This window comes from Blautia sp. AF14-40 (assembly GCF_003479665.1).
Taxonomy (GTDB): Bacteria; Bacillota; Clostridia; order Lachnospirales; family Lachnospiraceae; genus Fusicatenibacter; species Fusicatenibacter saccharivorans.
Map to the genome: position 1 here is coordinate 154876 of NZ_QUHK01000001.1, position 24691 is coordinate 179566.

Here is a 24691-nt window from a genome sequence, read left to right on the forward strand (position 1 = left end):
AAGAGAAATGGCAAAAATTTTAATCAGCCCTTCCAAATATTTACAGGGCGCAGGGGAAATGAAAAACATCGGAACATATGCTGCAAAATGCGGAAAGAAAGCACTGGTTCTGATCAGCCAGGGAGGCTACAGACGGATCGGAACAATGATCGAAGAAAGCTTTGCGGGAAGCGACTGCAACGTTGTTTTTGATTATTTCAACGGCGAGTGCTGTGAGAGTGAGATCAACCGTCTGGTTGCTATCGTGAAAGAAAAAGGCTGTGATCTGGTCATCGGTGTCGGCGGAGGCAAAATTTTTGATACCGCAAAAGCAGTTGCCTACTACGCAGAAACACCAGTATTCATCTGCCCGACCATTGCATCGACCGATGCACCGTGCAGCGCACTGTCTGTTGTATACACAGAAGAGGGTGTATTCGAGAGATACCTCTTCCTTCCGGCAAACCCGAACCTGGTTCTGATGGACACTGATATCATCGTAAAATCTCCAGTCCGCCTGACCGTAGCCGGAATGGGTGATGCACTTGCCACCTATTTTGAAGCAAGAGCCTGCCAGAGAAGCGGAGCTACTTCCTGCGCCGGTGGAAAAACAACCGAGGCAGCGATGGCACTCGCGAAACTCTGCTTTGACACTCTGATGGAAGAAGGTGTAAAAGCCAAAATCGCTCTTGAAGCCGGCGTATGCACCCCGGCAGTCGAGAAAGTCATCGAGGCCAACACCCTCCTTTCCGGAATCGGTTTTGAAAGCGCAGGCCTCGCAGGAGCCCACGCCATCCACAACGGCTTCACCGTACTCGAAGAGTGCCATCATATGTACCACGGTGAAAAAGTAGCCTTCGGAACCCTGACTCAGCTCGTCCTGGAAAACGTACCGCTCGATGAACTCGAAGACATCATCTTATGGTGCATCGAAGTCGGTCTCCCAGTCACCTTGGCTGAACTCGGTGCCGGAAACGTAACCGACGACCAGCTCATGGAAGTAGCCAAAACCGCATGCGCAGAGACCGACACCCTCCACAATATGCCATTCGAAGTAACCCCGGAGACCGTCTTCGCCGCCATTAAAGCAGCCGACGCCTACGGTAGATACTATCTCGACGAAGAAGAATAACCCGTATGAAAAAAGATCTCCTGCCAACCCCAGGAGATCTTTTTTCATACCCAAATTTAATCAATACAAAAAATAGAAGTTTCCAACTCCCTTCCTATATGTTAAAATAAACTCACCCCATTTCACAGAAAAAACATAAACCCATGTTAAAGTAAAATGGTAAAAATATCAAACATAAAAACACAACGAGATCAGGAAAAAGCACGAGCGGGCGGGCAGCCGGGCGTTTTCCGTCCGTCATATAAAGGAGACAAAACTCATGGAAAAATTAAAAATCCTAGTAGTAGACGACGAAAGCCGCATGCGCAAACTCGTCAAAGATTTCTTAGTAAAAGCCGGATACGACGTCATCGAAGCCGGTGACGGCGAACAGGCTGTAGACACCTTCTACGCCCAGAAAGACATCGCCCTCATCATCCTCGACGTCATGATGCCCAAAATGGACGGCTGGCAGGTCTGCCGCGAAATCCGCCAGAACTCCAAAGTCCCGATCATCATGCTCACCGCCAAAAGCGAAGAACGCGATGAACTCCTCGGCTTTGAGCTCGGCGTAGACGAATACATCTCAAAACCATTCTCCCCGAAAATCCTCGTCGCCCGCGTCGAAGCCATCCTGCGCCGCAGCGGCAAAACCGGCGAAGACGACGTATTAGAAGCCGGCGGCATCCGCATCGACAAAGCCGCCCACATGGCATCCATCGACGGAAAACCAATGGAGTTAAGCTATAAAGAATTCGAACTCCTCACCTACTTCCTCGAAAACCAGGGAATCGCCCTCTCCAGAGAAAAAATCCTGAACAACGTCTGGAACTACGACTACTACGGCGATGCACGCACCATCGACACCCACGTCAAAAAACTCCGCAGCAAAATGGGCGACAAAGGCGATTTAATCAAGACCATCTGGGGCATGGGCTATAAATTCGAGGCGGACGAATCATGAACGGAACAGAAAAACAAAATGAGACTTCCATGGAGATGCCTGCAGAAGATTCCCGTGTGACAATGGGAAACCAGACGGAGAAAAAGCACCGGTTTCATTTGAAAATGCCACAAAAGGGAAGAAAACACTCCGTCAAAAAACGAATTGCCTACACTTTTATTGCGACCATGGCAGCTACCCTGCTTATCATCGGCCTGATCAATTACTTCTTTCTCGGGTCCTTTTATATCCGGGATAAAGAACACATTCTGGCAGAGAGCTTTCAGAAACTGAATGCGACAGGCGGAGACAGCGACAATATCCCTGATACCTTCGAGCAGTTCTGTGCTACCAACAACCTGAAAGTCATTATTACCGGACCGGAGCTCAGCAGCTTCGTCTATTCCAACGCAACCGACCGCCAGAGCCTCCAGACCCTGATCTTCGGCCTGATCAGCGGAAACGAGCAGGCAAATACCAAAGTCGTTGACAGCAAAGACAACTATCAGATCCAGAAATTCTACGACAGCCACGCCGATGCCGAGTATCTGCAGATCATCGGCTGGTTTGACAATGGAAACTGCTACTTTGCAAGATGCCCGCTGGAGAGCATCACGGATGCGGTCGGCCTTTCCAACCAGTTTTACCTCTTTATCGGCATTCCGATCATCATCATCGGTGCCATTGTGATCTGGATCATCACCCGCCAGATCGTCCGTCCGGTGCAGGAGCTGACCGAAATTTCGAAAAAAATGGCAGCCCTTGACTTCGATGCCCGCTACGTGAGCGGCGGAAAAGACGAGATCGGCGAGCTTGGAAACAACTTCAATGTCATGTCCGAACAGCTTGAGCAGGCGATTTCCGAGCTGAAAAGTGCGAACGTTGAGCTGCAGAAAGATATTGACAAAAAAACGCAGATTGATGAAATGCGCCGCGAGTTCCTCTCAAATGTCACACATGAGCTGAAAACCCCGATCGCTCTGATTCAGGGTTATGCGGAAGGCCTGAAAGACAACATCAACGACGATGAGGAAAGCCGCGAGTTCTACTGTGATGTCATCATCGACGAGGCGGCAAAGATGAACGAGATGGTCAAAAAACTCCTGAACCTGAACCAACTCGAGTTCGGTGAGGATCAGGTCAATATGGAACGGTTCGATCTGAACGCCGTGATCAAAGGCGTGCTGCAGTCCTCCGACATCCTGATCCGCCAGAAAGAGGCAAAAGTGCTCTTTACCGGCGGCGACCCGCTCTATGTCTGGGGCGATGAATTCAAAGTCGAGGAGGTTATCACCAACTATCTGACGAATGCCCTCAACCATCTGGACTACGACCACACGATTGAGATCACCTGCAAAAAAGAAGGGAATGTCGTAAAGACAACCGTTTTCAATACCGGGGACCCGATCCCGGAGGAGGATCTCGACAAGGTATGGGTGAAATTCTTCAAGGTGGACAAAGCGAGAACAAGGGAATACGGCGGAAGCGGCATCGGCCTTTCCATCGTAAAAGCCATTATGGATTCCTTCCAGCAGCAGTGCGGCTGCCAGAATTACGACAACGGTGTGGCATTCTGGTTCACACTGGAGGCAGATGGAAAAACGGAAGAAGCATGATTGCAAAAAGCGTGCCAGAAAAAGGAAATACAGCCTTTTCCTGGTGCGCTTTTCTTGCATAAAGGAAAAAGATGGTGTAGAATAATAGCACAAACGGTCGAAAAGAGAGGGAGAGAAGAGATGGCGGATTCCAACAGTACAAAGAGTGCGCTTGCAGATGCGATGAAAAAATTGATGGTACGCAAGTCTTTTGCGAAAATCAGTATTTCAGATCTCTGCGAGGAATGCGGTCTGAACCGGAAAAGCTTTTATTATCATTTTAAAGATAAATACGATCTGGTAAACTGGATCTTTTATGTGGACTTTCTGACAAACATGGGCGGAAAGAACTTTGAGAATGAATGGGATGTGCTGGTGGCGGTCTGCAATATTTTCTATCAGAATAAAGCATTTTACCAGAGTGCCCTGAGGATCGAAGGGCAGAACAGTTTTAAGGATTACTTTTACGAGATGCTCGAGCCGGTCATGGCGTTTTTTGTACAGGATCTCTTTCAGGTACAGAATCAGAAACTGTTTGTAACGTTCTTCTGTGATGCCTTCCTGACCGCGGTTCTGCGCTGGTTTTCCATGGAAAGCGAGCTGGAACCGGAAACGTTTGTCGAAGAACTGAAAGAAGTGATATACAGATCATCAGAAAAAATAGCAGCCAAAGCGGAACCAAAGAAATAAAATTCCGCTTTGGCTGTACTTTTATGCATCTGCGAGCAGTTCACGGTAAAATATATTCCGAAGAGACAACTCTTCAAAGGAAACGGTGGGCGTATCGAGTGTGCGGGCCATGTGATCCGGCAGAAGCAGCAGATACGCCGGATTGGCGGTGATAATCTGCTCAATTTTGCGGGAGTCTTCCTGCACTTCGATCGGGAAGAATGGCTGTATGGGGGTGAAACGGTACTGTTGAACAACATCGGAAACAGCCCGGATACTTTCTTTTGAGCACGAATCATCTGCGACCAGAAAGAAAAAGACACTCTGTTCCATCTGGGAATACAGGTGGTCAAAAGAGAGCAGATAAGCGGCAGCATCTGCATCCTGATAGACTTTGTGCATACCGAACAGCGTTTTCTGACGGCGCAGGGCTTTTGCCATGGAAACCGTTGAGGGGGCATCAATTGGAAGAGAAACCATCAGGTTCGGGCAGGATAAAAGCAGTTTCTGCTGTTTTTCGGTAAGCGGCGTATCGGAAAGAAACCAAAGAAACGCGCATTCCGGATGCGACTGGATGACGGCAAGGTAGGATTCCATATCCTCATGATGATCCATGGAGCGGAGCTGATAAGAGTAGATGCCGTATGTCAGACCGGTTCTGACCACGGATGCAAAAAACGAGGAATCGTAAGTGTCCGGGATGCGGCTGTCGAGACGGAGCTTGACAACCCAGGGAACAGCAAAGGAAAGTTCTTTCTGCTTCTGGCGCAGAATCTGCGCACCGTAGGTAAAACTGTTGTAGCCGATGTTGATGCCGAACTGACGAAGCGCTTCCGGATCGTTGCTGCGCAGCAGAAAGTCGATCGCCTGATAATACGGGCTTTCATCGTTGCGCAGAAGATCCTGAAAAATGGCAAAAATCTGATTCTGAAAGCGGCCGCGGGAAAACTGGCGGCCAAGATCGCAGAGCTTGCGGACGCTGCGTTTCGGATCTGCGTCCATCTCCACCATCGCGCGTGCAACTGTTGTGTCGATCAGTGCGCGGGTGATGTCCTGTGAATTCATAATGTGTTCCTCCGATCAAGTAAAATAAGCTGTTTTTATCATAGCAAAAAGAACACGGTAAAAACAGGGACAAAGAACAGGAATTGTCTAAAAACTGCATTCCTTAAGGAAAATTTACCAGATCTTCAGAAGAAATTTCTTTTTCTTTTGTGGAAAAAGTGGTAAAATAAAGTTAGATGGTACAAACTATCGATTCTGCCGCGCCAAAAACGCGGCGGAACCATCCGAAACGATTCCAGAAAAATAGGAAAAACGAAATGGTTTTCGAACATGGAAGATAAAAGGAGGCGTTTTGCATGAAATTTGATATGCACTGCCACACAAAAGAGGGTTCGATGGATGGAAAAGTCATGATTGAGGAGTACATCCGAACACTGAAACGAAAAGGATTTGGAGGAATGTTGGTATCCGACCACGATTCCTATGACGGATACCGCGAGTGGAAGAATGCCATCAAGGGAAGAGCACACCAGGATTTTGTGGTATTAAAAGGTGTTGAGTACGATACGTGCGACTGCGGCCACATTCTTGTGATTATGCCGTTCGGCGTAAAATTAAAAATTCTGGAGCTGCGCGGCCTGCCGGGATCGATCCTTGTCAAGATCGTCCATGCGTACGGCGGAATTTTAGGACCGGCGCATCCGTACGGCGAAAAATTTATGAGCATGATCAGCACGAATGAACGGAAGAAAAAGTATCAGCAGCGGATTGCCCAGCTTCTCCCGCAGTTCGATTTTGTTGAAATTTTCAATGCGTGTGAAAGCGCGGAGACGAACGCAAAAGCGAAACGGCTGGCGGAGAAATTCAATAAGCCCGGCTTTGGTGGAAGCGATGCGCACCGGCTGGACTGCATCGGAAAAGCGTACACCGAGCTGCCGGATACTATCAGAAGTGAGGATGATCTGATCGCCTACGTAAAAACGTGCCCGCAGATCGAATGCGGCGGCGAACATTACAACGGAACGACGAAAGACCGGATCGGCCGCCTGAACATGGTGCTTGTGGATTCGTTCTATTTCTACAACAAACTTGCAAATGGCTGGCGCTGGCGGAAGCGGAGACGTGAGCTGTTTGATATCATAGAGAAAAAACTCTGATGAATGCCTGGCAAAAAGCGTGCCGGAAACGTTTCGTTCGGCACGCTTTTTCCTGCCCTGTATTTGAATCGAAAAAGAGAGGAAACATACGTATGCTTGCAATATTTCTTGCGCCGGTCTACATACTGGCAAATGTATTTACCGCCTACTGGCTGCTGCGGTGGATGAAGGAGGTGCATCCTCTGTTCCGCCATCCGGCCGTGCTGGGTGTCATTTTGGTGCTGTATGCATTTTTTGCACTTTCCCTGCTGACGAGCTTTCTGATCAAAAGAGATCCCGTTCACCGGATTTTAAAGGTCATCAGCAACTGCTGGCTCGGCATGTATCTGTATTTTCTTGGCTTCACCGCGATTCTGGTGCTGCTGCGCTTCATTTTTGCGCATACGGTACTGACGAAAACTTGGCTGTATTCTCCGATGGGATTGAAAGCGGTCGGCCTTGGCGCGATCCTTTTTGTGACGGGAATGTGCATCTATGGAATGGTGCATGCAGTCCATATTTACACGACACGATATGAGGTTCCATCGAAAAAGGATGCACATCTGAAAATTGCGCTCGTCGCAGATCTTCATCTGGGGTACAGCATCGGCAGTCATCAGATGGAAGAGATGGTGGAAAAAATCAACGCTGAGGAGCCGGATGTCGTTGTGATTGCCGGGGATATTTTTGATAATGAGTACGATGCCATCTATGAGCCGGACCGCGTGGCGGATCTTCTGGCGGGCTTAAAGAGCCGGTACGGCACGTACGCCTGCTACGGCAACCACGATCTCGATGAGAAGATTCTCGCGGGCTTTACGTTTGAGACGAAGGAGGAGCGCGTCGCCGACCGCCGGTTCGGTGAGTTCCTGGACCGCGCGAAGATTCATCTGCTGGAGGATGATGTGGTTTGTATCGATGATGCCTTTTATCTGGCGGGCCGAAAAGATCCCGACCGGATCCGCAAAACGCAGGAGACACGCGACACGCCGTCCGAACTGCTTACCGGACTGGACCAGTCGCTTCCAGTTTTTGTGATTGACCACCAGCCGTCGGAGCTGACCGAGCTGGCAGAGGCAGGCGCAGACCTTGATCTTGGCGGCCATACGCATGACGGACAGCTCTTCCCAGGAAATATCCTTACCGGCCTGATGTGGGAGAATGCCTGCGGGATGAAGAAAGTCGGAGACATGTACAGCATCGTCACATCCGGCGTGGGTCTCTGGGGACCGCCGATGCGGATCGGGACGAAAGCGGAAGTGGTGATCATCAATTACGGAAAATAAGGGTTGACAAAACCGGAACGCAGAATTATAATACAACAAAACTACGAAACAGAGGTTATCAACGATGAACGAGATGCACAGCGTACAGATGCACAGGGACGACGATTGATAGCGCTTGTATCAAAGTGAAGACTACTATACTTCACAGGTACAGGCGCTGATTGTGTTGTACCTGTGTGGAAGATAAGGCAAAGGGAAACCACACTGGGAGAAAAAGAAATACCCCGTGTGGTTTTTCTTTGCCATTTTTTATCCATGCGGGAATGACTTGAAATTTACATCAGAGAAGGGTTGTGATCGTATGGGACATACAGATTATGTCCATATGGATTTTCTGCTGATTTTGCGGCGATAAAGAAAAATCAGAACAGAAAGGCAGAAAAGACTATGAAGACAGAAATGAATACCGTAAAAGTAAGAAAAACAGAGGAACTCGAAGCAGAGCAGTTAGGAGCACACATCGGCGAAATCGTGCGGCTGCATGGAAGCATTTACAAAATCCGAAAAATGAGCTCATTTGCATTTGTGCTGCTTCGGACGAAACGGCAGATGGTACAGTGCGTGTACGAGCCGGCGTATGCCCGGTTTGCATTGGAGGAATTAAAAGAAGAGGCGTGTGTCCGGTTTACCGCGGAGGTGATCCGTGAAGAGCGTTCCAGAAGCGGGTATGACCTGCATCTGTTAGACGTGGAAATCCTCTCCGAGCCGGAAGAAGTACCGCCGGTTGTCATCAACCAGAAGCGGGTCAACACTTCCATCGAGAACCTGCTGGACTATCGCCCAATTACGCTGCGCAACGAAAAAGAGCGCGCGATTTTCCAGATCCAGGCAAAGATCTGTCAGGCGTTCCGCGAATTTCTGGATGGACAGCACTTCACCGAAATCCACACACCGAAGCTCGTAGCGGCGGGAGCCGAGGGCGGAGCTAATATCTTCTCTTTGTCGTATTTCGGCGAACAGGCATATCTGGCGCAGAGCCCGCAGTTTTACAAGCAGATGATGGTCGGCGTCTTCGAGCGTGTCTACGAGATCGCACCGGTCTTCCGGGCGGAGAAGCACGACACGGCGCGTCATCTGAACGAATATACAAGCGTGGACTTTGAGATGGGCTATATCGAGAATTTTGAGGACATCATGGCGATGGAGCAGGAAATGCTGCGGTACACATTTGGACGGCTGCAGGAGACATGCGGAGCGGAGCTTTCGCTTTTAAAAGCAGAGGTGCCGGTGATCACGGAGATTCCGAGAATCCGTTTTTCCGAGGCGAAAGAGCTGGTGAGCCGCGTATACAAAAGAGCCTTTTCGGAGAAACTGGACTTTGAACCGGAGGAGGAAAAACTGCTGTGCGAATACGTGAAGAAAACGACAGGCAGTGACTTCGTATTTGTGACACATTATCCAAGCGCCAAGCGCCCGTTCTACGCGATGGACAGCAGAGAAAACCCGGCAGAGACGGAAAGCTTTGACCTTCTGTTCCGCGGCCTTGAAGTGACGACCGGCGGCCAGCGCATCCACAATTACCGGGAGCAGGTGGAAAAGATCGAAAGCCGCGGCATGCATGTGGAAGCGTTTGAGAGCTATCTAATGATGCACCGCTGCGGCATGCCTCCGCACGGCGGTCTCGGTCTTGGGCTGGAGCGGTTTACGGCACGGCTTCTCGGATTTGAAAATGTGCGGAACGCATCCCTGTTTCCAAGAGACATTCACCGTCTGATTCCGTAAACCAGAAGAGTGTAAAAAACTCCGGCGAAGCTGTGGCGCAGATCCACGGGCTTAGCCGGAGTTTCATAAGATTTCCCTCCCTTTTGAAAGATAGCGTAACCGTTTGGATATTTCTATTATACACCAGGGGAGTGAAAATGACAAATTGTTTATTGCAGATAGGATTGCTGTATAAAAGTCAGAATTTTTGCAGAAATGAGCCTTGTAAAGCGTCCGAAAATAGGCTATACTAAACAAGGTTTGGCTGCCGGCAGAATCTGGCAGTATCGGCAAATATTGGAAAAAAGAAAGACGGGAGTTTCCCGGTTTGAGGATAGGAAAATATGAAATTATATGACATTTCCGGAGAGCAGTTTTCCGCAATGGACGCGCCGCGTCATCTGATGACGGAGGAAGGAACGGCGCAGACGACGCTCGATCGGTCACTTGGCATCTGTCAGGTGGCGGAGCTTGAGGGAAAAGTGACAAGAGAAGTGCTCGAGGAGGTCATGGAAGAGGACTGTGAACGTCTTCTGATCCGCGGCGATGCGCAGATTACACGCGATGGGGCAGATTACCTGGCAGAGAAAAAATTGGTGCTGCTCGGTGTGGAGCAGGAAACTGTCGGAAATGAGACATCGGGGAATGATGTTCATCAGCAGCTGCTGAAAAAAGGTACGGTGATTGTCGAAAATCTGAATCTGGAGAAAGTGACCTCGGGTCATTATTTTCTTGTGGCTGCTCCGGTCAAAAAGAAACACCAGTACGGCGGACCGATCCGCGCGGTTCTGATCGAAAATTAGAAAATGCTTTGTGTGAATCTGAAAATGCAATGTAAAATATAACGGAAAGAGAAAAACAGGAAAAAGTGTTCCCTTGTGGGACACTTTTTTTGATGTGTCCAAAACGAGGGAATTTTGGGTTGTATTTTCCAAATATGGAGAATATAATGGGAAAAAGCCAGGATGTGGTATTCAAAACCAGATCAATTCCGGGCGAAAATATTAAACTATTACAAAGGAGATCGTGAACAATGGATGCAAAAATGAAAGTAGAAAGAGCCGCTGCAGGCGCTGCGATCGATGGTGTTTTAAAATATGTGAATCACGGAGACGACAGAACAAAAGCGCTGTTGAATCTGACGGATTTTGTACAGAAATTTACCGGAAATATGTTTGCGGAGAAAACCTTCGACAACATCCGCACCATGCTGCAGAATCCGGACAACAAATGGGTACAGTATGTCAACCGCGGACTGGACGAGCTGGATCCGCAGGTGATCAAAATGACTGCTTTGAACCTGGGATTCCAGGCAGCTTTCGTCGGAACGAAACAGATCCGTATGAACCGTGAAAAATACAACTGCAACATCCCATGGACGATGCTGATGGACCCGACAAGTGCCTGTAACCTGCACTGCACCGGATGCTGGGCAGCAGAATACGGCCACAAGCTGAATCTTTCCTATGAGAAACTTTCTGATATCATAAGCCAGGGAAAAGAGCTGGGAACCTACTTCTACATGTTCACCGGCGGCGAACCGCTTGTGCGCAAAAAAGACATCCTGCGTCTGGCAGAAGAGCATCATGACTGTGAATTCCACTGCTTCACCAATGGAACCCTGATCGACGAGGAGTTCTGTGAGGCGGTTCAGAAGCTCGGCAATATCTCCTTCTCCCTGTCTCTGGAAGGCTTCGAGGAGGTCAACGACGGACGCCGCGGCGAGGGTATTTTCGATAAAGTTCTGGCAGCCATGGATCTGATGAAAAAACACGGTCTGCTTTTTGGTACTTCCATCTGCTACACAAGAGCAAACCTCGAGACCGTTACAAGTGACGAGTTCCTGGATCTTTTGATCGAGCACGGATGCCGTTACAGCTGGTATTTCCACTTCATGCCGGTCGGCATGGACGCTGCACCGGAGCTGATGCCGACGGTTGAGCAGAGAAAATATATCTATCACAGACTGCGTGAGATCCGTTCCGATAAGAGCGACAAACAGATCTTTGTTATGGACTTCCAGAACGACGGTGAGTTCGTCGGAGGCTGTATCGCAGGAGGAAGAAACTACTGCCATATCAATGCAAACGGCGATGTGGAGCCGTGTGTTTTCATCCATTACTCCGGCGCCAACATCAACGAAGTTTCCCTGATCGAAGCACTGCAGCAGCCGCTGTTCCAGGCATACCGCGATGGACAGCCGTTCAACCGCAACCACCTGCGCCCATGTCCGATGCTCGAAAATCCGGAACTGCTGCGTGAGATGGTAGAGAAGACCGGCGCGAAGTCAACCGACCTGCAGTCTCCGGAGAGCGCAGAGCATCTGTGCGGAAAATGTGACCTGTATGCTGCTGAGTGGAAAAAAGCCGCAGACGAGCTGTGGGCAGAGAATCCGCATCACAAACAGAGATATGAGAACTATAAGAAAGAGAACCTGGACGAGGAGGCAAAAGCTTCCACAGAGGAAATTCTTTCCGGAATCCGCGGATAATGCGATGCATGAACTGAATCAATGACAGAAATAAGACGCCGGGAAACGGGATAAAGCCTGTTTTCCGGTGTCTTTATGTTTCAATTCAATTCAATCTATAGCAAGACCCGAAAATAATGCAAAAAAGGCAGTGCTGCAGAGCGCGAATTTTTTGCATTATTTTCGGGGATTACTATAAGTCCGACAGGTCTTGCAGAAAAAAGGCAGATCCCGTATACTGGTAGAAGCAAAAAGATATTTTAACGACAGAGAGGATTAAAAAATAGAAGATGAACGATTCATTTTTACAGGAACAGGGCGTGAGCGGGGCGTTAATTGAGAGTGTGCGGAAATTCCGCGAGAGCTATCCGGTGGCGGAGGGCTTAGAGAACCGCATGAGCACGCCGGAAATCCCGTTTTTCGGAAAAGAGATTCTGGAGATGGCAATTGCCGCGCTGCTGCAGGGCGAAAATCTGCTGCTGACCGGCGAGAAGGCAACGGGAAAAAACGTGCTGGCAGAGACACTGGCGTATGTTTTCGGAAGACCGACGTACAACGTTTCCTTCCATGTAAACACAGGAAGCGCCGAGCTGATCGGAACCGATACGTTCCAGAACCAGGAGGTCACACTCCGGAAAGGCAGCATTTACCGCTGTGCAGAGGAAGGCGGTTTTGGCATTCTCGATGAGATCAACATGGCGAAAAACGATGCGGTCAGTGTTCTTCACGCCGCGCTCGACTACCGCCGCATCATCGATGTGCCGGGCTACGATAAAATTCTGCTTCACCCGGCGGCGCGGATGATCGGAACGATGAATTACGGCTATGCGGGAACGAGGGAGCTGAATGAAGCGCTGGTGTCCCGCTTTCTGGTGATTGACATGCCGCCGCTTACAGAAGAGACACTGTTTTATTTGATGCAGTCAAAATTCCCGGATCTGAAACCGGCGGCACGCGAAGCGCTGGCCGGCCTTTACCTCGATCTGCAGAAAAAGGCAAAACAGGCGGAAATCACCACGCGCGCGCTCGACCTCCGCGGTCTGTTCGGAGCGATCGGCACGATGCGCCAGGGGCTGTCCCCGTATCTTGCGGTGCAGATCGGCATTGTCAATAAATGCTTTGACCTGTTTGAAAAAGAGATCGTGCGGGATGTCGTGCGCACGCGGATTCCGGAAGAGTGGACGCCGCAGGATATTTTTTAGAGGAAATACGTATGGTGACAGAGGAAACATTAAAAACGCATGAGATGGAGCTGGAAAGCCGGATCCGCAATCTCGTCTGGACTGTCAGCGGCGACTACACGCTGAAGCTGAGACCGGATGTGGAGCGGTATGCGAAGGAGCCGGATACGGTACTGTACGACACAATCCGCCAGGGCGCCTTTTCGTGTTACTTTGATCGGGAAGCCTACAGCCTGTATCTGGTGAAGAAGGTTTACAGCGGCGCAGCGGAGGGAGAACTGATGATGCTCGCCCAGCTGGTGACGGAGGAGGCCGTATCGAAGCGGCTCGAAAGCGAGCGCCCCGGTGTCAAGGGCTTTCGAAGGAGAGCAGCGGAGGAAATACTGGACCACTCGTTTGAATCTTTATCCAAAAATGAGACAGGCCGCCTGAAACTGGAGTATCTGCGCGGAAGAAGAGAGGAGGACGAGGGGAAAAGCCCTTCATACTCGGGAAAAACGCGGGAGTGGATGAAACTGCTGAAGCACGCATCCGAAACAGCGGATACAATGGAACTGATCCGGGTGACGGACGAGCTGTACAATAAGGTCGTCGATCCCGCATTTGTGAAAAAGCACGGTGATCTTGCCTCGGTTCTTGCGGTAACGATCGAGGAGCTCACCGAGTATTCCTGGAAGGATTTCCTTTCGGAAGAGCTGTATGAGGACGGGCTCGAGACATATCTGGAGCGAGTTTCGCTTGATATGACAAATTTCACATCAAAAGAGGCGGAAGAGAAGAAAGAAAAAACAGCGGGAAGCGATACCAAAAAGGTCGTTGTCGTCGATGAGAAAGCGCTGGCACGGATGTATCAGTACATTCAGCGCAATTACGGAAAAACGTGGCTCTCGGAGAGTGAGGAGAAAAGCCGGAATTACCAGCTCTGCCGCGGCATCCACAGCGACTGCAGCCTCTATTACACGGAGGGTGTGCTGAAAAATCCGGTCGGAAAGTATTATCAGCTCTCCTACGCGCAGAAGCAGAAGGATAAAAACCTTCATGCCTATTACGACCAGCACCGCGCGGTGCGGCAGAACATTTCGCTGCTGTATCAGGAACTGAAAAAAGCGATGCTGCTGCAGGAGGATCAGTCGTTTGCGGATGCAGACCACGGAATTTTACAGCCCGCGCGGATGTGGAAGGTGGGACGGAGCCAGAATGCGGATCTGTTCCGGCTGGAGCAGCGGCGGAATTCGCTGGATTTTGTCGTGGATATTCTCGTAGATGCGAGCGGTTCCCAGCGGCCGCGCCAGGAGAATGTGACACTGCAGACGTACATTCTGGCGGAGACCTTAAGCCGCCTGCACATCCCGTTCCGCGTGATGAGCTTCTGTACGTTCTGGGATTACACGATCCTGCACCGGATGCGCGATTACGACGATCCGCGGGAGAAGAACAGCAATATTTTTGAGTATATCACATCCTCAAACAACCGCGACGGGCTTGCTGTCAAGGCGGCGGGGATGGATCTTTTAAAACGCCAGGAGGACCGGAAGCTGCTGATCCTCTTAAGCGACGGAAAGCCGTACGATGTGCTGGTGAACCGGCCGAATGCGAGAAATCCAAAGCCGTACCGGGATGACTATGCACTGCATGACACGGCAACTGAGGTGCGGCGCCTCAGGCAGCAGGGTGTCTCGGTGCTTGGGGTCTTTGTAGGCGAGGAGACGGAGCTTATGGCGGAGCAGAAGATTTTCGGCAAGGATTTCGCGTATGCGCGCGATATCCGCAACTTTTCCCATATGGTGGGAAGCTATTTAAGAAGAAAAATCGAAGAATAAACGAGCGGAATGCTCCGGGCGGAAAGTGAAAAACTTTTATCCGGAGCATTTTTTTCGATTTTTTTACGCAAACAGGTTGACATTTCCCACAAAATCTCCTAGAATGTTCTATAGCGAACTGTTTAATATGAAACAGTCATCTATAGAACAGTTGCTTATGGAACAGTCCTTATTCAAACAGTTTTATAACGAACAGATGGGGACGGCAGCAAAGGGGAAAGGAGGAAAAAAGCAGCGTGTGTTGTAAAAAAAGAAAAATCGGCCACGAACTGCGGACGCTGGACAATATGATGTCACGGAACCTGATGGCAGCCGCCAGAGAGCGGGGCGTCGATGAACTGACGGCCATGCACGGGTGGATTTTGGACTATCTGTGCAGGAACGAGCACAAAGATATTTTCCAGAAAGATATTGAAGCGGAATTTAAGATCTGCCGCTCTACCGTGACCAACATTTTAAAGCTCATGGAGAAAAAGGGCTACATCAAACGGGAGTCCGTTCCCTATGACGCGCGGCTGAAAAAACTGGTGCTGACCGATACCGGAAGAGAGCTTCACGAGAAGACGAAAGATATGATCGATATGCTGGAAGAACAGACGGTTGCGGGAATTTCAAAAGAAGATCTTGACACTTTCTACCGTGTCATCGATCAGGTCAAAAACAACGTAAAAAATATGTTAGGAGAGACATCATGTTAAAAACACTTGGAGCACAGGTAAAAGAGTTTAAAAAAGCCTCCATTGCCACTCCGATTTTCATGATTCTGGAGGTTATCATGGAGATGATCATTCCTCTTATGATGGCATCCATTATCGATAACGGTGTAGAAAAAGGCGATCTCCATCACATTTACGTGGTGGGAGCATTCATGGTAGTGGCAGCAGCCATCGGTCTGTTTGCAGGTATCATGGGCGGAAAATATGGAGCAAAGGCATCTGCCGGATTTGCAAAAAATCTGCGTCAGGCCATGTTTGAAAATATCCAGGAATATTCTTTTTCCAATATTGACAAATTCAGTACAGCAGGTCTTGTCACCCGTCTGACCACAGATGTGACGAATCTGCAGAATGCATATCAGATGATCCTTCGTATGTGCATGCGTGCACCGGCGAGTATGATCATTGCAATGATTATGTCGTTTTACATCAATGCACGCCTTGCGAGCATTTATCTGGTGGCCGTTATTCTTCTTGGAACGTGTCTGTTTCTGATCATGCGGTCTGCAACCAAATATTTCGAGCAGGCATTTCCAAAATATGATGAATTAAATGCGAGTGTGCAGGAAAACGTATCCGCAATCCGTGTGGTAAAAGCGTATGTGCGCGAAGATTATGAGACAGGAAAATTTCACAAAGCGTCCGAAAATATTTATAAAATTTTCTGTAAAGCAGAAGAAAATCTTTCCTTTAATGCACCGCTGATGCAGCTGACCGTGTACAGCTGTATTCTTCTGATCAGCTGGCTCGGCGCCAAAATGATTGTCGGAAGCAGTCTTTCGACCGGAGAACTGATGAGCCTTCTGACCTATTGCATGAACATTCTGATGAGCCTTATGATGCTTTCCATGGTATTCGTTATGATCACAATGAGCCTTGCAAGTGCGCGCCGTATTTCAGAAGTCCTGAATGAGAAGAGTGATCTCGATAATCCGGAGAATCCGGACTTTTCGATTCCGGATGGAAGCATTACCTTCGATCATGTCTATTTCAACTACAAAAAAGGAGCCGGCGAGCCGGTTCTTTCGGATATCAATCTTTCCATCCAATCGGGTGAGACAATCGGTATTATTGGCGGAACCGGAAGTGCGAAGACAAGTCTTGTCAACCTGATCAGCCGTCTGTATGATGTAACAGATGGATCCGTTAAGGTCGGCGGAAAGGATGTCCGCTCCTACGATATGGAAACGCTGCGAAATGAAGTAGCCGTTGTTTTACAGAAAAATGTGCTGTTTTCCGGTACTATTCTCGACAACCTCCGATGGGGTGATAAAAATGCTTCGGAAGAAGAGTGCAAGCGTGTCTGCCGTCTTGCCTGCGCCGATGAATTTATCGATCGGATGCCGGAGGGCTATAACACCTACATCGAGCAGGGCGGATCCAACGTATCCGGCGGTCAGAAACAGCGCCTCTGTATCGCAAGAGCACTGCTGAAGAAACCAAAGGTGCTGATTCTGGATGACAGTACAAGTGCTGTCGATACCGCAACCGACGCGAAAATCCGGAAGGCATTCCTGACTGAGATTCCTGAAACGACAAAGCTGATCATTGCACAGCGTATTTCCAGTGTGCAGGACGCAGACCGCATCATTGTCATGGAGAACGGAAAAGTAAATGGTTTTGGAAGCCATGAGGAATTACTGAAAACCAATGAAATTTACCGCGAAGTATATGAGTCTCAGACCGGTGGCGGCGGAGACTTTGACGAAAAGAGAGGTGAGTAAGGAATGGCAGAGAGAGTACAGCAGGTAAAGGGGCCGGGAGCAAGACCTCCAAGAGGGGTGAAACCGCAGGTCAAGAATCCGATGAAGATCTTTACCAGAATTATGAAATATGTATTAAAGGATTATACGGTACACTGCATCGCTGTTGTCATTGCGATTTTTGTCAACGTCCTGGCAAATGTACAGGGAACGATGTTTATGAAAACGCTGATTGACGGCTATATCACGCCGATGCTGACCCAGCCGGATCCGGATTTTGGCCCGCTGCTCCACGCAATTTTGCGGGTGGCCGGATTTTACGGAATCGGTATTGTGGCTGCGTTCGTTCAGAACCGTACCATGATTTATGTATCCCAGGGAACCCTGCGGAATCTGAGAAATGATCTGTTCGGCAATATGGAAAAGCTGCCGATCAAATATTTTGATACCCATGCGCACGGCGACATCATGTCGATTTATACAAATGATATTGATACCCTGCGTCAGATGATCAGTCAGAGTATCCCGCAGATCATCAACAGTGCAATCACGATTGTCAGTGTCTTTGTCAGTATGCTGATTCTGAACATCCCGCTGACGATTACAACGCTGGTTATGGTATCTATCATGCTGGGAGTGACAAAAAAGGTGGCCGGATTTTCCGGAAATTTCTTTGTAAAACAGCAGAGGGATCTTGGTAAAGTCAACGGCTTTATCGAAGAGATGATGGATGGCCAGAAGGTTGTCAAGGTATTCTGTCATGAAGAGGAGAATATCGAAAAATTCAAAGAAATTAATAACAATCTGTATGAGAGTGCTTACAATGCCAATGCGTTTGCAAATGTTATCGGACCGATCAATGCACAGCTTGGAAATATGAGCTATGTTGTCTGTGCAATTGTAGGCGGTGCACTTGCCCTTGGCAGCGTCGGTGGCTTTACGCTCGGTGGTCTGGCAAGCTTTCTGACCTTCAACAAGAGTTTTAACATGCCGATCAACCAGGTCAGCCAGCAGCTGAACGCAATTGTTATGGCACTTGCAGGAGCGGAACGTATTTTCCGACTGATGGATGAAGAGCCGGAGCTGGACGAGGGGTATGTAACGCTTGTCAATGCGAAGGAAGAAAACGGAAAACTCACCGAGACGAAAGAGCGTACCGGAAAATGGGCATGGAAGCATACGCACCAGGCAGATGGATCTGTGGATTACCGCGAGCTGCAGGGCCGTGTGGTATTCGAACATGTTGATTTCGGCTACAACCCGGATAAAATTGTTTTGCACGATGTATCGCTGTTTGCAGAGCCGGGTCAGAAGATCGCGTTTGTCGGTTCTACCGGAGCCGGAAAGACAACCATTACCAATCTGATCAACCGCTTCTATGATATTCAGAAAGGTAAGATCCGTTACGATGAGATCAACATTGGAAAGATCAAAAAAGATGACCTGAGAAGATCGCTTGGCATTGTTTTGCAGGATACACATCTGTTTACGGGAACGGTAAGAGAAAATATTGCCTTCGGAAAGCTCGATGCGACGGAGGATGAGGTTGTAGCAGCAGCAAAACTGGCGAATGCGCACGGATTCATTATGCGTCTGCCGCAGGGCTATGACACAATGCTGACCGGAGACGGTGCGAATCTGTCCCAGGGTCAGCGGCAGCTTCTTGCGATCGCGCGTGCAGCCATTGCAGATCCGCCGGTACTGATTCTCGATGAGGCGACAAGCTCCATCGATACCCGTACCGAGCGCATTGTTCAGGATGGTATGGATAAGCTGATGAGCGGAAGAACAACCTTTGTTATCGCACATCGTCTGTCTACCGTACGAAACGCCGATTGTATCATGGTTCTTGAGCAGGGACAAATTATTGAACGCGGTACCCATGATCAGCTGATGGAACAGAAAGGAAAATATTACCAGCTGTATACCGGAAATCAGGTTTCCGCATAGCAGAAAAAACGGAAAAAGTAAGTCCCGCACGACAGAAAATAAAAATCTGTCTGTGCGGGATTTTTTTGCGAAGCAGCGGCTGGTTTTATGTGCGAGTAGCGAAGCGGATTGCGAATATCCGCTTCGAAATGATGATTGCGAGTGATACAGTAAGTTCCCACAGGTTTTTGGGTCTTGAAAAAGACAGCGGGATTTTATAAAATAGAAGAAGCGTTTGAATATATGCAAAGGAGAAAAACTATGGAATACCTGAATACAGCGCAGGAGCTGCTCGATTTTATCATGCGGTGCAAAAGCCCGTTTCATGTGGTAAAAGAAGCCGGCGATCTGCTGAACGAAAATGGATATACAAAACTGGAGGAGACAAAAGAATGGAGTCTCGTTCCGGGCGGAAAATATTATGTGACGAGAAATGAATCCTCGGTGATTGCGTTCCAGATCCCTGAGAGCGCATTTTCCAGCTACCAGATCATCGCAAGCCACAGCGACTGTCCGACGTTTAAAGTAAAGGGAGAGGACCCATTCGTGACGGATGGTCATTACACCCGCCTGAACGTGGAGGGCTACGGCGGAATGATCCGTTCCCCATGGTTTGACCGTCCGCTTTCCCTGGCGGGCCGCATGGTGGTACGTGACGGAAACAGCGTGAAATCCGTGCTGGTTGATGCCGGACGAGATCTGGTGACGATCCCGAATCTGCCGATTCATCTGAATCGTGACATCAACAACGGAATCAAATACAGTGTGCAGACCGACATGCTCCCGATTCTCGGTGATGAGACAGCGAAAGATCATTTTTATGAGCTGTTTCTGCCGGATACCGCAAAAGAGGATATTCTCTCCATGGAGCTTTATCTGTATAACCGAGTGGAAGGATCCATCTGGGGTGCCGGCAGGGAGTTTTTATCCAGTGGGCGTCTGGATGACCTGCAGAGCGCGTTTGGCTCCTTAAAGGGTTTTCTTGCTGCAAAGGCAACAGGCCAGGTCAATGTCTGCGCAATCTTTGACAATGAGGAGGTAGGAAGCCTCACAAAGCAGGGTGCGGATTCTTCGTTCCTGACAGAGACACTGCAGCATATCAATGCAGCCTGTGGAAAAGACACGATTGCATATCACAGAGATCTTGCGGGAAGCTTCCTTGTTTCTGCTGACAATGCACATGCCTTCCACCCGGCACATGCGGAGAAATACGATCCGAAGAGCCGCGTATACATGAATGGGGGCGTTGTCATTAAACAGAGCGCAAACCAGAAATATACAACGGATGCCGTTTCCGAGGCAGTAACAAAGATGCTCTGCGAGAAGGCCGGCGTACCGTGCCAGGTATTCGCAAACCACGCCGACATTCCGGGCGGAAGCACGCTTGGCGCAATTCTGAACTCTCTTGTCTCGGTGACAAGCGTGGATATCGGAATGGCTCAGCTTGCGATGCATTCCCCGTATGAGACGGCAGGCGCCAAAGATACTGCTTATCTGGTGCAGTTCGCAAAGACCTTCTATGAGACGACACTGGTGCGGACAGAGCATGGATTTTCTCTGGAAGAAAAATAAAAGTTTAAGATAGAAAAAAGCGGCCGGCGGGACTTTTGAAAAGCCTCTGCCGGCCGCTTTTTGCGTACTTGCAAAGTGTGTTTTAAGGATCAGATTATTCTGTCCGGAGTGCCGTAACCGGATCGCTTTTTGCCGCTTTCTTCGACGGAATCAGACCGCCGATCAGGGTCAGAACGACGCTGAGTGCAATCAGAACAAGCGCCGGGACGAGTGGAAGAGAAGCACTGACCTTCGTCGTATCCGCCAGATGGTGGATCAGAAGGTTGCCCGGAATCATCAGAAGCAGCGAGAGCCCGATGCCGATCAGTCCTGCACAGAGTCCGATGATGAAGGTTTCGGCATTGAAGACCTGCGAAATATTGCGTTTCGAAGCACCGATCGCGCGCAGGATACCGATCTCTTTCTTACGTTCCAGAACACTGATATAGGTGATGACGCCGATCATAATCGAGGAAACCACAAGGGAAATGCCGACAAAAGCGATCAGCACGTAGCTGATGATGTTGACGATATCCGTGACGGAGGACATCAGAGTGCCGACCACATCGGTGTACGAGATTACCTGCTCGTTTTTGCCTTCTTTTTCCATCGTGTCATTGTAGCCGTCGAGGATGGAGACAACGTGTTCCTTGCTCTCAAAGTTTTTCGGGTAAATGCTGATCGAAGAGGGTTCGTCAAAATCAGCGTAGCCCAGTTTCTGCAGATTGCCCTCATAGGTGGAAGAGCCGGAAGAACTAAGAGAAGCGAAGAGCTCCTTCATATCATCCTCAGTCATATTCATCTGGAAGGCACTTGCAAAGGCATCGGTGTCAATCTTCATGGCATCGCCCATCGAATCCTGCAGAGAATTACCGACCTGCGTCATGGCGCGCTCCATCTCGGACTGAATTGCAGAGGCCATCTGCGTCATCATCTGTTCCATCGCGGAAGTGATCTGTGTCTGCAGAACCGAGGCGACAGAAGCGGAGTAGCTTCCCATAACGCCTGCCATGTAGTTTGTGAGCGCAGAAGAAACCTGGGACTGCAGTCCGTCGAGATCGACGATTTTTGTGATACCGCTGTTCAGCCGCTGCTGGCCGTCCGCCGTGTTCAGGTAGGCGATAAAGTGCTGGCCCATCTCCGTCGGATCCGGCAGGCCGTTCTCCTTCACGTAAGCGAGATAACCGTTAGAAAGCTCCGTCGCAAGCGCAGTGAGCTGGTCGGATGTAATTTCGATATTGCCGTTGTTCTGCATCACCTCGGAAATCCAGTCGTTGATGATCTGAACAGCTTCTTCGGTCTGCAGATACTCCGCAAGATAAGCATCAAACTGTTCCGGATCGGTGTAGCCCATCTTGATCAGGTATGCCTGATACCCTTTGAAGATCCGCTGAATGAGTTCCTGGATCTGTTCCTGTGTAATGGAAACACCGCCGCCGTCTGCAATGATGGTCTGGATGTGGCGCCGCAGGATTTCCTGTGCTTCCGTGGAATTGATGTAGGAGACGAAATCCTCCTGTAAATGGGAATAATCCGCCTCCGGGTGCTCCGAGGCGTAGCCCTGATAGCCCTCCATGAGGCTGGAAGCCAGTTCCTGCATGCCGTCTTCACTGACATTGAGAGTAAGCCCGGATAAAATCTGGCCAAGATCAAGCTGCGGCAGTCCGTCGAAATTAAGAGAGATCTGACTGAGGTCAATCGCACCCGCGAGATCCATGCTGCTTCCGGCGTCCGCAAAGGCGCTGGAAAAATCAAGGTTCATGGAATCACCGGAAAAAGCACCGGAGAGTGCGGAATCGTCGAACTGGAAAGCGTTCTGCAGCTTGTCCTCATCGACAGTGATAAAGGAATCCATATCAAGACCGCTGTTCTGATCCACGGTGCCGAATTCCTGATTCGTAAAGACATCGATGGAGGAGTCCGCCATCTGCTGTTTCACAATCTCGGATTTCTTTGCTTCCTCCACAACGTGGCGGGTCAGCGATGCCGGGTAATTGATGCCGGCGGTCAGGGCAGAGGCGGCAGAGTCAGGGGACGGCTGGACAATACCGGTGATTGTGAGCTTTTCGCCGTTGGCAACGAGTTTTTTCATATAGTCTTCATTGTCGCTTTTATCTTTCCAGACCTGATACTGACTGTCGTATTCGTAGCAGTCTGCGCTGTTCACAAGACGGAACGTGGTGCCGAGAATATCATCGTAGGAATACGTGCCGATGGAGGAAGGGGTCTCGACGGTTTCTTCATTTAAAAACTGGCGGACCATCTCATCCAGCTCGAGTGCATCGCGGAGCCCCAGGGTGTAGAGCAGAAAATCACTCATTCCGCCGTCGGAAGTGAGGACAAGCACACATTCGTTATAGTTTTCCGGCCAGTGTCCGGCTTTTAAGTCGTACTGGTTCTCGTACAGGGAAGCGGTGTCCGGCATCTCGTAAAAGACGTTGGTGCTCATCATGGATGACATGATGCTGTTGGAGCTTGCGCCAAGGCCGAGCGAGCGGAACGACTGGTCCGGGTGCACCTGGCGGATGGAATCGCCGTCTTCGCGGTAGATCTGCGGCGTGACGGAGTAGGAATATTCGATGGCATTTGTGTAGTCGGAAATGCCGTCCGCACCGCCGTCAAGGTACTTTTTCAGGGAAGCGAGATCGTTGGAGTTCATGGTGGAGAACATGTTGGTCACGACTTCCTGGACTTTGATTTCATTCTTTTTGCCGGAATCTTTTGAGTCTTTGCCGGCATTCTGTGAGCCGACCATCATCGAAGTGAGGTCAAAGCCGGTGCGCTGGATCTGAAGCGGATATTCGGAGAGAGTTTCCTCTTCCATATTCTGAATATACTCGTTGACACCAGAGGAGAGTGCCAGAATCAGTGCAATGCCGATGATGCCGATCGAGCCGGCAAACGAGGTGAGCAAGGTCCGCGCTTTCTTGGTGCGCAGGTTATTAAAACTTAAGGAGAGCGCCGTCAGAAAGGACATCGACGATTTGCCCATGTTTTTGTGCTTGGGAGGAAGCAGGGTTTCGGAATCCGGCTCAAACGGGTTCGTGTCGGAGCAGATCACACCGTCGCGCAGGGTGACGATCCGGTTGGCGTAAAGCTCGGCGAGCTCTGGATTGTGTGTGACCATGACGACAAGGCGTTCTTTGGCAACTTCCTGCAGCAGGTCCATGACCTGAATACTGGTGTCGGAATCGAGCGCGCCGGTCGGCTCATCGGCAAGCAGAATTTCCGGGTCATTGACAAGAGCGCGGGCGATGGCGACACGCTGCATCTGACCGCCGGACATCTGGCTCGGCCGCTTGTGGAGCTGTTTTCCAAGACCGACCTTTTCAAGTGCCGCGATTGCTTTTTTGCGCCGCACTTCTTTGGAAACACCGGAAATGGTAAGCGCCAGCTCTACGTTTGCAAGGACGGTCTGGTGCGGGATCAGGTTGTAGCTCTGGAAGACAAAGCCGATCGTGTGGTTCCGGTAGGAATCCCAGTCGCGGTCCTTATACTTTTTCGTGGAAATGCCGTTGATGATCAGATCGCCGCTGTCGTAGCGGTCGAGGCCGCCGATGATATTCAGAAGCGTCGTCTTTCCGGAACCGCTCGGCCCTAAAATAGCGACAAACTCGTTGTCGCGCAAATTTAAGGACACATCGTCGAGCGCTTTCTGTACCAGCGTCCCGGTCCGGTATTCTTTTTTGATATGCTGAATCTGTAGCATAAAAGGGTAACTCCTTCTGTGATTAATATGTGAACAGTTGTCCTTTATTCTACAACGAAATACGGGAAAAGTCCCGGGCTTTAGAAAAATTTAAGAAAAGTTTATCGACAGAAAAAAAGTTCCGCCTCTGTTTCAGAAAAACAAAAAACGGAACTTTCTTTATCTGTGATACTTATGATGCCGGAAA

17 protein-coding genes are annotated in these 24691 nt (G+C 49.7%); 15 read left to right on the plus strand and 2 right to left on the minus strand.

Features of this window, described 5'->3' with window-relative positions:
- Positions 1-7: 7 nt before the first annotated feature.
- From DWW13_RS00795 to DWW13_RS00810, 4 genes are all read left to right on the plus strand, one after another.
- On the plus strand, positions 8-1111 hold the full coding sequence (locus DWW13_RS00795; RefSeq protein WP_118718988.1) for a glycerol dehydrogenase: 1104 nt from the start codon (positions 8-10) through the stop codon (positions 1109-1111).
- A gap of 259 nt (positions 1112-1370) precedes the next feature.
- Positions 1371-2054, plus strand: coding sequence for a response regulator transcription factor (locus DWW13_RS00800; RefSeq protein ID WP_117804030.1), 684 nt, complete (start codon positions 1371-1373; stop codon positions 2052-2054).
- Positions 2051-3649: a sensor histidine kinase gene (locus DWW13_RS00805; protein ID WP_226906309.1), complete on the plus strand. Its 1599-nt coding sequence runs from the start codon at positions 2051-2053 to the stop codon at positions 3647-3649. Before DWW13_RS00800 ends, DWW13_RS00805 begins: the two co-directional genes overlap by 4 nt.
- Before the next feature lie 120 nt (positions 3650-3769).
- Positions 3770-4318 (plus strand): TetR/AcrR family transcriptional regulator C-terminal domain-containing protein, encoded by a 549-nt coding sequence (locus tag DWW13_RS00810; RefSeq protein WP_055226495.1) that lies wholly within the window; start codon positions 3770-3772, stop codon positions 4316-4318.
- Between the two features lie 21 nt (positions 4319-4339).
- Here the strand turns inward: DWW13_RS00810 and DWW13_RS00815 are convergent, their stop codons facing one another.
- Positions 4340-5362: a hypothetical protein gene (locus DWW13_RS00815; RefSeq protein WP_117760382.1), complete on the minus strand. Its 1023-nt coding sequence runs from the start codon at positions 5360-5362 to the stop codon at positions 4340-4342.
- Between the two features lie 296 nt (positions 5363-5658).
- Here DWW13_RS00815 and DWW13_RS00820 point away from each other — a divergent pair, with 296 nt between their 5' ends.
- The 11 genes from DWW13_RS00820 to DWW13_RS00870 all read left to right on the plus strand — a co-directional run bounded on the left by DWW13_RS00820 (position 5659) and on the right by DWW13_RS00870 (position 20816).
- The gene (locus DWW13_RS00820; RefSeq protein WP_055218178.1) at positions 5659-6459 is read left to right on the plus strand and encodes a PHP-associated domain-containing protein; all 801 of its coding nucleotides are present in this window, start codon (positions 5659-5661) and stop codon (positions 6457-6459) included.
- Between the two features lie 92 nt (positions 6460-6551).
- On the plus strand, positions 6552-7724 hold the full coding sequence (locus DWW13_RS00825) for a metallophosphoesterase (protein WP_117760381.1): 1173 nt from the start codon (positions 6552-6554) through the stop codon (positions 7722-7724).
- A 387-nt stretch (positions 7725-8111) separates the two neighbouring features.
- Positions 8112-9446: an aspartate--tRNA(Asn) ligase gene (gene aspS, locus DWW13_RS00830; protein WP_330418062.1), complete on the plus strand. Its 1335-nt coding sequence runs from the start codon at positions 8112-8114 to the stop codon at positions 9444-9446.
- Between the two features lie 323 nt (positions 9447-9769).
- Complete coding sequence (locus DWW13_RS00835) at positions 9770-10228, plus strand: cyclase (protein WP_022463293.1); 459 nt, start codon at positions 9770-9772, stop codon at positions 10226-10228.
- A 230-nt stretch (positions 10229-10458) separates the two neighbouring features.
- Positions 10459-11916, plus strand: a complete 1458-nt coding sequence (locus DWW13_RS00840) for a radical SAM protein (RefSeq protein ID WP_055226489.1) — start codon at positions 10459-10461, stop codon at positions 11914-11916.
- A 269-nt stretch (positions 11917-12185) separates the two neighbouring features.
- Entirely contained in the window at positions 12186-13097 is a 912-nt protein-coding gene (locus tag DWW13_RS00845) for an AAA family ATPase (RefSeq protein WP_117760380.1), read from the plus strand.
- 11 nt (positions 13098-13108) lie between these two features.
- The gene (locus tag DWW13_RS00850) at positions 13109-14896 is read left to right on the plus strand and encodes a cobaltochelatase CobT-related protein (protein ID WP_117760379.1); all 1788 of its coding nucleotides are present in this window, start codon (positions 13109-13111) and stop codon (positions 14894-14896) included.
- A 236-nt stretch (positions 14897-15132) separates the two neighbouring features.
- Complete coding sequence (locus tag DWW13_RS00855; RefSeq protein WP_226906310.1) at positions 15133-15594, plus strand: MarR family winged helix-turn-helix transcriptional regulator; 462 nt, start codon at positions 15133-15135, stop codon at positions 15592-15594.
- A complete protein-coding gene (locus DWW13_RS00860) occupies positions 15588-17336 on the plus strand; it encodes an ABC transporter ATP-binding protein (RefSeq protein WP_117760378.1) in 1749 nt (582 codons plus the stop codon). The genes DWW13_RS00855 and DWW13_RS00860 overlap by 7 nt, the downstream gene beginning before the upstream one ends.
- A 3-nt stretch (positions 17337-17339) precedes the next feature.
- Positions 17340-19265, plus strand: a complete 1926-nt coding sequence (locus DWW13_RS00865; protein WP_117509074.1) for an ABC transporter ATP-binding protein — start codon at positions 17340-17342, stop codon at positions 19263-19265.
- Between the two features lie 240 nt (positions 19266-19505).
- Positions 19506-20816, plus strand: coding sequence for a M18 family aminopeptidase (locus tag DWW13_RS00870; RefSeq protein WP_117760376.1), 1311 nt, complete (start codon positions 19506-19508; stop codon positions 20814-20816).
- A gap of 94 nt (positions 20817-20910) precedes the next feature.
- Here DWW13_RS00870 and DWW13_RS00875 read toward each other — a convergent pair whose 3' ends face one another.
- The gene (locus DWW13_RS00875; RefSeq protein WP_117760375.1) at positions 20911-24504 is read right to left on the minus strand and encodes an ABC transporter ATP-binding protein/permease; all 3594 of its coding nucleotides are present in this window, start codon (positions 24502-24504) and stop codon (positions 20911-20913) included.
- Positions 24505-24691: the final 187 nt, after the last annotated feature.